This window comes from Tardiphaga sp., assembly GCF_044340795.1.
Taxonomy (GTDB): domain Bacteria; phylum Pseudomonadota; class Alphaproteobacteria; order Rhizobiales; family Xanthobacteraceae; genus Tardiphaga.
This window is the reverse complement of the sequence record NZ_JBIISY010000212.1, coordinates 1-9,839: the sequence shown is the minus strand read 5'-3', so window position 1 is coordinate 9,839 and position 9,839 is coordinate 1. Positions and strand designations below refer to the sequence as shown.

The following is a 9,839-nucleotide window of genomic DNA, read 5'->3' as shown; positions in this document are numbered from 1 at the left end:
GCCAGTTCGAGCGCACGCTGATCATCGCCGACAAGGGCGCTTACGTGTCCTATCTCGAAGGCTGCACGGCGCCGCAGCGCGACGAGAACCAGTTGCATGCCGCCGTGGTCGAGCTCGTCACCCTCGACGATGCCGAGATCAAATATTCAACGGTGCAGAACTGGTATCCGGGCAATTCGGAAGGCAAGGGCGGCATCTACAATTTCGTCACCAAGCGTGGCGACTGCCGTGGCAACAACTCCAAGATCTCCTGGACCCAGGTCGAGACCGGTTCGGCGATCACCTGGAAATATCCGAGCTGTATTCTCCGCGGCGACAACTCGCGTGGCGAATTCTATTCGATCGCCATTTCGAACGGCTATCAGCAGGTCGATAGCGGCACCAAGATGATCCATCTCGGCAACAACACCACGAGCCGGATCATCTCCAAGGGCATCGCCGCAGGCAAGTCGCAGAACACCTATCGCGGTCTCGTCACGGCGAACCGCAAGGCGAAGAACGCGCGCAACTTCACGGCCTGTGACTCGCTGCTGATTGGCGATCAGTGCGGCGCGCATACGGTGCCGTATATCGAGGCGAAAAATTCCTCGGCCCTGTTCGAGCACGAAGCGACCACGTCGAAGATTTCGGAAGACGTGCTGTTCTACTGCATCCAGCGCGGTCTGAGCCAGGAAGAGGCCGTCGGCCTCGTGGTGAACGGCTTCGTCAAGGACGTGCTGCAGCAGCTGCCGATGGAATTCGCTGTTGAAGCGCAGAAGCTGATCTCGATCTCGCTCGAAGGCAGCGTCGGCTAAAGTCACGCACAGGTCCTCACCCTGAGGAGCCGCGCAGCGGCGTCTCGAAGGGTGAGTTGGAAGACACCGTTTCGGTCCGTCCTTCGAGACGCGCGCAAGAGCGCGCTCCTCAGGGCGATGCCCAGTACACAAGGAAAACGAAAATGCCCGCTCTGCTCGAAGTGAAGAATCTGCAAGTCCGTGTCGAGGATCGCGAGATTCTCCATGGGCTGACCATGACCGTGAATGCCGGCGAGGTGCATGCCATCATGGGCCCGAACGGTTCGGGCAAGTCCACGCTGTCCCACGTCATCGCCGGCAAGCCAGGCTATGAAGTCACCGGCGGCGAGATCCTGTTCAAGGGCGAAGACCTCTTGGAGATGGAGCCGGACGAGCGCGCCGCCAAGGGCGTGTTCCTCGCCTTCCAGTATCCGGTGGAAATCCCCGGCGTTGCCACCATGACTTTCCTGCGCACCGCGCTGAACGCGCAGCGCAAGGCGCGCGGTGAGGACGAGTTCTCGACCCCGGACTTCCTCAAGAAGGTGCGCGAAGTCGCCGCTTCGCTGAACATCCCGCAGGACATGCTCCGCCGCGGCGTCAATGTCGGCTTCTCCGGTGGTGAGAAGAAGCGCAACGAAGTGCTGCAGATGGCGCTGTTCCAGCCGAGCCTCTGCATCCTCGACGAAATGGATTCCGGTCTCGACATCGACGCGCTGCGCATCGCTTCGGAAGGCGTGAATGCGCTGCGTTCGAGCGACCGCGCCATGGTGGTGATCACCCACTATCAGCGCCTGCTGAACTACATCGTGCCGGACCACGTGCATGTGATGTCGAAGGGCCGTGTCGTGAAGACCGGCGGCAAGGAGCTGGCGCTCGAACTCGAAGCGTCCGGCTACGCCCAGTATGAAGACGCGGCAGCCTGAGTGAGACAATCATGAATGTAGCTGTAGCAAAGACCACGACGGGCGCGACGCTGGATGGCACCTTTGCCGCCGCACGCGGTCGTCTGCCGGGCTCGGGGCCCGTCACCGAGACGCGCCAGCGCGCCTATGACACGTTTTCTGTCAGCGGCTTGCCGAACCGACGTGTCGAGGAATGGAAATATACGGACCTGCGCAAGCTGCTAGGCGATGTCGCGCCGCTCGCTGCCGCGCCGGATCAAGCCGCGCTGGATGAAGCCCGCAAGGCTGTCGCTGCGCTGAAGGATGGCGATACGCAGAAGCTGGTGCTGGTCGATGGCGTGCTCGCCGCCGATCTCTCGGACCTCTCGGCCGGCAACGGTGTGACCGTGCATGCGCTCAGCGCCGTGCTGGCGGATGACGCCAGTGCCGCGCGTGCTGACCTGCTGCTCAGCAAGGTCCATGATCCGATGCTCGCGCTCAACGCGGCCTTCGCCACCGATGGCGTGATCATTAGCGTCGCGGATGGCACCGATCGTGAGAAGCCGCTGCAGATTGTTCATGTGACGACGAAGCCGAAGGCGGCATCCTTTACGCGTTCGCTGATCCGCATCGGCAACAATGCGAAGGTGACGCTGGTCGAGACCTTTGTCGCGACCGAAGCTGCCAAGGCCTATCAGGTCCATGACACCACCGTGATCTGGGTCGGTGACCACAGCGACCTGCAGCATGTCCGCGTGATGGAAGACGCGCTCGATGCGGCCAGCATCGCCAGCGCCATCGTCACCGTCGGTGCGAAGTCGAAGTTCAACACGTTCAGCCTGACCACCGGTGGCAGCGTCAGCCGCTATCAGAGTTTCATCACGCTGGCAGGCGAGGGCACCGAGCTCTCCACCAACAGCATCCATCTGCTGCGCGGCCAGCAGCATGGCGATTGCACCTTCGTGATCGACCATGCCACGCCGGGCTGCCTCAGCCGCGAAAACTTCCGCGCCGTGCTCGACGATCGCGCCCATTCGGTGTTCCAGGGCAAGATCAATGTGCATCAGATCGCCCAGCAGACCGACGGCAAGATGATGTCGCGTGCGCTGTTGCTCTCTGATGATGCCGAGATCGACAACAAACCCGAGCTCGAAATCTTCGCCGATGACGTGCAGTGCGGCCACGGCGCCACGGTCGGCGCGCTCGATGACAGCCTGCTGTTCTATCTGCGCGCCCGCGGCCTTCCCGAGAAAGAAGCGCAGGCGTTGCTGATCCAGGCCTTCGTGGGTGAAGCGCTCGAGTCCATCGTCAATGATGACCTGCGTGACGTCGCCATCGGCGCGGCCGAGCGCTGGCTGGGGACGCGTGCATGAGTGATCATCCGGCGGTCATCAACGGCTCCTACGACGTCGCGCTGATCCGCGAGGATTTCCCGGCGCTGGCGATGCAGGTCTATGGCAAGCCGCTGGTCTATCTCGATAACGCGGCCTCGGCTCAGAAGCCGAATGCCGTGCTCGATCGCATGACCGAGGCCTACAAGTCCGAATATGCCAATGTGCATCGCGGGCTGCATTACCTCGCCAATGCGGCGACGGAAGCCTATGAGGGCGCGCGCATCAAGGTGCAGCACTTCCTCAATGCGAAGCGGCCGGAAGAGATCATCTTCACCCGCAACGCCACCGACGCGCTCAACACGGTGGCTGCCAGCTTCGGCGGTGACAACATCAAGGAAGGCGACGAGATCGTGGTCTCCATCATGGAGCACCATTCGAACATCGTGCCCTGGCACTTTTTGCGCGAACGCCATGGCGCTGTCATCAAGTGGGCGCCCGTCGATGACGAAGGCAACTTCCTGATCGACGAGTTCGAAAAGCTGCTCACCGATCGCACCAAGATCGTCGCCATCACCCAGATGTCGAATGCGCTGGGCACGCAGGTGCCGGTCAAGGAAGTCACGGCCATCGCCCATGCCCGCGGCATTCCGGTGCTGGTGGATGGCAGCCAGGCTGCCGTGCACGGCGTTGTCGACGTGCAGGACATCGATTGCGACTTCTACGTCTTCACCGGTCATAAGCTTTATGGCCCGACCGGCATCGGCGTGCTCTACGGCAAATATGATCGCCTCGCAGCCATGCGGCCTTATGCCGGCGGTGGCGAGATGATCCGCGAAGTGGCGAAGGACTGGGTCACCTATGGCGATCCGCCGCACAAGTTCGAAGCCGGCACGCCGGCGATCGTCGAGGCCATCGGCCTCGGTGCAGCCATCGACTATGTGAACTCGATCGGCCGCGAGCGCATCGCGGCGCATGAGCATGACTTGCTGTCTTACGCAGAGGGCAAGCTGCGCGAGATCAATTCGCTGCGCATCTTCGGCTCGGCGAAGACCAAAGGTCCGGTGATCTCGTTCGAGCTCAAGGGCGCCCATGCCCATGACATCGCCACCGTGATCGACCGCCAGGGCATAGCGGTGCGCGCCGGCACCCATTGCGTGATGCCGCTTCTGGAACGATTCAATGTCACGGCCACCTGCCGCGCGTCGTTCGGACTGTATAATACCCGCGAAGAAATCGATCATCTCGCGCAGGCGTTGATCAAGGCACGGGAGCTTTTCGCATGAGTGACACCGCAGAGGTGAAGATTCCGGAGATGGAAACCGTCTCCGCGCTGGATCCGGCCGAGACCGAGCGCATGGGCACGGAAATCGTCGCCGCGCTGAAGACCGTGTTCGATCCGGAAATTCCGGCCGACATCTACGAGCTCGGCCTGATCTACAAGGTCGACATCAAGGACGATCGCGGCATCGATATCGACATGACGCTGACTACGCCGAACTGTCCGGCGGCGGAAGAGCTGCCGACCATGGTGGAGAACGCCGTGGCCAGCGTCCCCGGCGCGGGGATCGTCAAGGTCAACATTGTCTGGGAACCGACCTGGACGCCGGACCGGATGAGCGACGAGGCTCGCCTCGTGCTCAATATGTGGTGAGACCGGCGTCCAACTGAATTCGCCGTTGGCGGCCTTGAACCGCCCAAGGGACTGAACACATGACTGAGATGACACCGAACGCACCAGCACCCGCCAAGCCGAAGCCGCGCCCGAAGCCGCAGGTGATGCGGCTGACGGATGCTGCGGCTGCGCGCGTGATGGCGCTGACCCAGCGTGCGGATTCCGAGATCATCGGGCTGCGCGTCGGCATCAAGAATGGCGGCTGCGCCGGCCAGTCCTACACCGTCGAATACGCCCATGACGTGAAGCCCACCGACGAGGTCGTCGAGGACAAGGGCGTCAAGATCCTGGTCGATCCCAAGGCCGTGCTGTTCCTGCTCGGCACCGAGATGGACTACAAGACCGACAAGATGCAGGCGCAGTTCGTGTTCAACAACCCGAACCAGATCAGCGCGTGCGGTTGCGGCGAGTCGGTGCAGTTGCAGCCGGCGAAGGTGGATTGAACTTCATCTGTCGTCGCCCGGCCGTGCGCGCAATTGCGCGCTAGGACCGGGCGATCCAGTAAACTCAGTTCTCGCAGTGTCTACTGGATCACCCGGTCAAGCCGGGTGACGACAATTGAGCATTGACGCGCGTCATCCTACACTTCCCCCATGGACCGCGAATTCCTCTCCGAACTGTTCGCCGGCTTCGGCCCGGTGACGATCCGCCGGATGTTTTCCGGCTTTGGCGTCTCCGCTGACGGCATCAACTTCGCGCTAGTGCTGCGCGGGGCGATCTATCTGCGCGCCGATGAGGACTCGATCCCGCGTTTCGAGGCTGAGGGATCGCAGTGCTTTCAATATGAGATGAAGGGCAAACTGCGGATGATCGCCTCCTATTGGCGATTGCCGGAGCGGCTCTATGACGACCCCGATGAAGTGACGGACTGGGCGCGCACGGCGCATGCCGCCGCCATTCGCGCGGCGCTGGCGAAGGCCAGCAAGAAGCGGTCTGTGAAAAAGAAGGTCGCGAAGAAGGCGACGAAGAAAGTCGCGAAGGCAAAGAAGCGTAGGGCGGATTAGCGAAGCGTAATCCGCCGGCCGACATCGTGTGGCGAGGAATGGCGGATTACGGCTTCGCCTCATCCGCCCTACGGCAGTGCGCTATTACGCCACCTGGAACGTGATCTCGCTCTGATACTCCGGATCGACCTCGCAGATCACGCGATTGCGGCCGTTGCGTTTCGCGGCATAGAGACACGCATCGGCGCGGCCGATCAGCGTGTCCATGTCGTCGCCGTTCTGCAGCATCGAGACGCCGACCGATATGGTCACGCGGCCCAGAATCTCGCCTGTCGATTTCTTCTTCAACTCTTTCGACATGACGGCGCGGCGGATGTGATCCGCCACCGTCAGCGCCTGGCGCAGCGGCGTGTTCGGCAGCACAACGGCGAATTCCTCGCCGCCATAGCGCGCCGTGATGTCCTGGCCCTTGATCGTCTGCTTCAATGACATACCGACGAGACGCAGCACCTGGTCGCCGGTGAGATGGCCGTAATTGTCGTTGAACGACTTGAAGTGATCGATGTCGAGCATCAGGAGCGACAGCGGCTCGCCGCGCTTCTGGGCGGTCTCGATGGCCGTCATCAGCGCGCGGTCGAAATATTTGCGGTTGCCGAGTGCGGTGAGGGGATCGGTCAGGCTTTCGGCGCGGATGGCTTCGAGACTCTGCTGCAGCACGCTGACTTCGCTGCGCGAAAACAGCAGGCGCTCTTCCAGTGCCTTGTTGGTGTCGTGTGCCTCGCGCGTGGATTTCACCAGCGTCTCGATCACGGCCTTAATCGCCGCGGGATCGCGGGCGGCGTCGAGGCTCTTGCTGGCCCCGGAAAGACTGGCATTGAAAGTGACGGCCATGTTGAGGGCATCGTTGATCAGCGTCATCACGTCGTCGATCTCGCCGATGACCCGCGAACCGACCTGATCGATGCGATCGGTGACGCGGGCCTGGGACAGATAGGTGTCGTGGATCTGGTCGAGATCGGCGTCGGTAAGGCGGCCGGTGCGGGCCAGCGTCTCGTTGATCACCTTGTTGAGCGCCGGATTGTAGCCGGTCGCATAGACGTACCAGATCTCGTAATTGCGCGGGATGGCTGGCTGGCGCAGGGAGCGGATTTGTCCGAGCGCGATGTCGGCGAACGCCAATGTGCGTTCAAGGTCGTCGAGATGAGCGGTCACGTCCTGTGTCCCCAAGCGACGCTACATCGCGCCGCCCTCATTGCGAAATGTCAAAAATATCGCAGCGAAGTTAGGGGAATTTCGTGAATCGTCGGTAAATGACCGCCGAAAATGCTACCTATGCGCGTGCCCGGATCGGACGCAGAAGGAAGGCGGGCAGATGAGAGTGATCGCCTGGCTCGAAGTCCTCCTCGCGACGCGGGCGCGGGGCCTGCGGGCGGCCGATGGACGGCGGCAGGGCGGCGTTTGCCGCTGCAGCCGGCTGCTGGCCATTGCGGTCCTCGCTGGGGCGACGATCGCGGTCGCGGCGCGGCTTGCGTTCACGCGGGGCGTCGTTCTCGGGGGCGCGGGTCTCGCTGGCGGGCGCACGTGCCTCGCGTTCCGGACGCGCGGCACGCTCGGGGCGGGCTTCCCGCTCCGGACGGCCTGAACGCTCGCGACGGCCATCACGGCGGCCGCGCGGGGCGTCCTCGTTGGCTTCGCGATTGCCGCTGCGGCGACGGCCCGAACGCGGGGCCTCGCTGCCCTCAGCAGCTTCCTCTGCGGCCGGCATAGCGTCGAGGGCGGCGCTTTCGTGCTTGGCGATGCTGGTGCCGATCAGCTTCTCGACGGCGGCCATGGACTTCTGGTCCGAAGGCGAGACCAGCGAGATGGCGAAACCGGTGCGGCCGGCGCGGCCGGTACGGCCGATGCGGTGCACATAGTCGTCGGAGTGATGCGGGATGTCGAAATTGAAGACATGGCTCACCGCCGGAATGTCGAGGCCGCGGGCGGCGACGTCGGAAGCGACAAGGAGCGGCAGTTCGCCCTTGCGGAACTGGTCCAGCGCGGCGAGGCGGGCGGACTGCTCCATGTCGCCATGCAGGGCGCCGACGGCGAAACCGTGCTTCTGCAGCGATTTTGCGAGCGTCGCCACTTCGCGCTTGCGGTTACAGAAAATGATCGCGTTCTTGAGGTCTTCGGCTTCGCGCAGCAGCGTGCGGAGCACGTCGCGCTTCTGCCAGTCGTCGCGGGACACGGCGACCTGCGACTGGGTGATGGTGGAGGCGGCGGTCGCCGGCTTGGCGACTTCGATCTTCACCGGATTGTGCAGGAAGGTCTCGGTGATGCGGCGGATTTCCGGCGGCATGGTCGCCGTGAAGAACAGCGTCTGGCGGGTGAACGGCACCAGCTTGCAGATGCGTTCGATGTCCGGGATGAAGCCCATGTCGAGCATGCGGTCGGCTTCGTCGATCACCAGCAATTCGACACCGGTGAGCAGCAACCCGCCGCGCTCGGTGTGGTCGAGCAGGCGGCCCGGGGTGGCGATAAGGACGTCGACGCCGCGGGTCAGCTTCATGTCCTGGTCGCCGAACGAGACGCCGCCGATCAGCAGCGCGACATTGAGTTTCTGGCCGGCGCCGTATTTGTCGAACTGCTCCTTCACCTGCGCGGCGAGTTCGCGGGTCGGCTCGAGGATCAGCGTGCGCGGCATGCGGGCGCGGGCGCGGCCCTTTTCGAGCATGGTCAGCATCGGCAGCACGAAGGCTGCGGTCTTGCCGGTACCGGTCTGGGCGATGCCGAGCACGTCCTTGCGGGCGAGGGCGTGGGGGATCGCCTGTTCCTGAATGGGGGTGGGGGTGGTGTAGCCAGCGGCCGTGACGGCGGCGAGAACCTTGTCGGACAGGCCGAGATTGGAAAAGGACATTGAGCCTCTGTTATGGGGCCATGATGCTATCGACTAACGGGGTATCGCTCATTCGATGCCGTATCGAGATCATGCCTCTGGTCGAAACCGCCGCTTGGATTCTCGGAAAAACCATCACGCCTACCCCCGGAGCGGCACGCAAACATGCACGGGGATCGCTGGGCGCTGACAGGCGGCTTACTCGAGATATCGCGTTTCGATACCGGGCCGCTTCGAGCCGGAACATAGGCCGGAATCTCCGGAAGTCAATGCACCGCAGCATTGGAACTGCCCAAAAAGCTTAATGTTTTCGGGAAAATGGCCAGAAAATGGGGCTTTCGGGCCTACCACGCGTAGCGCACCACGCCCTTGCCGGCATAGCTCGTCGTCACCTCCGAGAACTCGCCTTCGAAGGTGCCGGCGACGGACCAGCCGTTCATCCATTTCAGTTCGGCCGAGGCCGTCGTGAGCGCGGCGTTGCGGGCCAGCGCCGCGCCGTGCACCGTGAAGCTCGCGCCGGGGAGCGACTGGAAGGTCGCGCTGACGCTGCGATCCGTGTTGGCATCGTGTGCCCAGGCGGCACGGCCGCGCAATGTCAGCACCGTGGCATCGAGCGCGAAGGACTTGTCGGCGCGCAGGCCGAGTTCGCTCCGCGCAGCCATGGCGCTCTTGCCGGCATAGGCGAGGGCGAAGGTGCCGGTGCCGGCAACGAGGCTCTCGGCATAGGACGGTAGGTCGAAGCTCGTGACCTGGCCGGCGATGTAGGGCGTGAGGCCGATGCCGCCTGCGAGCGGTGCGACAAAGCGATGGCCGGCCTCTATACGGCCGGAATACGCATTCGCATTGAAGCGCGCGCGCAATTGATCCATGCCGCCGAGCATCAGCGTGCGATCGGTGGTGATGTCCTGCCAGCCATAGGCGAAAGCGGCGGAGATATAGGTCGCGCCGATCGTATGGCGCAGGAAGGCGCCGGCCTGGAACAGGTCGGAGCGGCCGGAGCCCTGGCCGTTGACGCCGAAGCTCGTGCCGCCGCCGGCCAGCGCGAAGCCGGCGAGGGTGCTCGGCGCGATCCTGTAATCCGCGCCGACGGCGGTGCCATAGAGGCGGCTGGTCGCCGTGGTCGAGCCTGTCACCGCATTGCCAGCGGTCGTCTGCGATCCGCCGAATGCGGCGGCCCATACGCTCCAGCGCTGCAGTGGCTCCGGCGCGAGCGGCGATGCCTTCGGCAGTGAGGCAAACGCATCGGTCGGGCTGCGCTGCGCAGCATAGGCCATGGTGTCCCCCGCAGCGGCTGTCGCGCCATTGCTGCGGCCATCGACAAACGGATCGGTCATCATCCCCATGAACTGGTTCATGG

General features: G+C 63.5%; 10 protein-coding genes. 7 read left to right on the top strand and 3 right to left on the bottom strand.

The genetic code is table 11. From position 1 onward, the window contains the following. The 7 genes from sufB to ACIQ17_RS25735 all read left to right on the top strand — a co-directional run. A partial coding sequence (sufB, locus tag ACIQ17_RS25765) for a Fe-S cluster assembly protein SufB (protein WP_398472128.1) occupies positions 1-794 on the top strand: 794 nt, incomplete at its 5' end. 143 nt (positions 795-937) lie between these two features. Then, the gene (sufC, locus tag ACIQ17_RS25760) at positions 938-1,696 is read left to right on the top strand and encodes a Fe-S cluster assembly ATPase SufC (RefSeq protein WP_398472126.1); all 759 of its coding nucleotides are present in this window, start codon (positions 938-940) and stop codon (positions 1,694-1,696) included. Positions 1,697-1,707: 11 nt separating this feature from the next. Next, on the top strand, positions 1,708-3,027 hold the full coding sequence (gene sufD, locus ACIQ17_RS25755) for a Fe-S cluster assembly protein SufD (protein WP_398472125.1): 1,320 nt from the start codon (positions 1,708-1,710) through the stop codon (positions 3,025-3,027). Next, the gene (locus ACIQ17_RS25750; RefSeq protein WP_398472124.1) at positions 3,024-4,271 is read left to right on the top strand and encodes a cysteine desulfurase; all 1,248 of its coding nucleotides are present in this window, start codon (positions 3,024-3,026) and stop codon (positions 4,269-4,271) included. Before sufD ends, ACIQ17_RS25750 begins: the two co-directional genes overlap by 4 nt. Continuing rightward, entirely contained in the window at positions 4,268-4,639 is a 372-nt protein-coding gene (locus ACIQ17_RS25745; protein WP_398472123.1) for an SUF system Fe-S cluster assembly protein, read from the top strand. The genes ACIQ17_RS25750 and ACIQ17_RS25745 overlap by 4 nt, the downstream gene beginning before the upstream one ends. A gap of 59 nt (positions 4,640-4,698) precedes the next feature. Next, on the top strand, positions 4,699-5,103 hold the full coding sequence (locus tag ACIQ17_RS25740; RefSeq protein WP_398472121.1) for a HesB/IscA family protein: 405 nt from the start codon (positions 4,699-4,701) through the stop codon (positions 5,101-5,103). Positions 5,104-5,253: 150 nt separating this feature from the next. Then, complete coding sequence (locus ACIQ17_RS25735; protein WP_398472120.1) at positions 5,254-5,664, top strand: TfoX/Sxy family protein; 411 nt, start codon at positions 5,254-5,256, stop codon at positions 5,662-5,664. An 84-nt stretch (positions 5,665-5,748) separates the two neighbouring features. Here the strand turns inward: ACIQ17_RS25735 and ACIQ17_RS25730 are convergent, their stop codons facing one another. The 3 genes from ACIQ17_RS25730 to ACIQ17_RS25720 all read right to left on the bottom strand — a co-directional run. Continuing rightward, on the bottom strand, positions 5,749-6,816 hold the full coding sequence (locus ACIQ17_RS25730) for a GGDEF domain-containing protein (protein ID WP_398472119.1): 1,068 nt from the start codon (positions 6,814-6,816) through the stop codon (positions 5,749-5,751). Positions 6,817-6,934: 118 nt separating this feature from the next. Continuing rightward, a complete protein-coding gene (locus ACIQ17_RS25725) occupies positions 6,935-8,503 on the bottom strand; it encodes a DEAD/DEAH box helicase (protein WP_398472117.1) in 1,569 nt (522 codons plus the stop codon). 323 nt (positions 8,504-8,826) lie between these two features. Then, the coding region (locus tag ACIQ17_RS25720; RefSeq protein ID WP_398472116.1) for an autotransporter outer membrane beta-barrel domain-containing protein at positions 8,827-9,839 on the bottom strand (1,013 nt) is incomplete at its 5' end.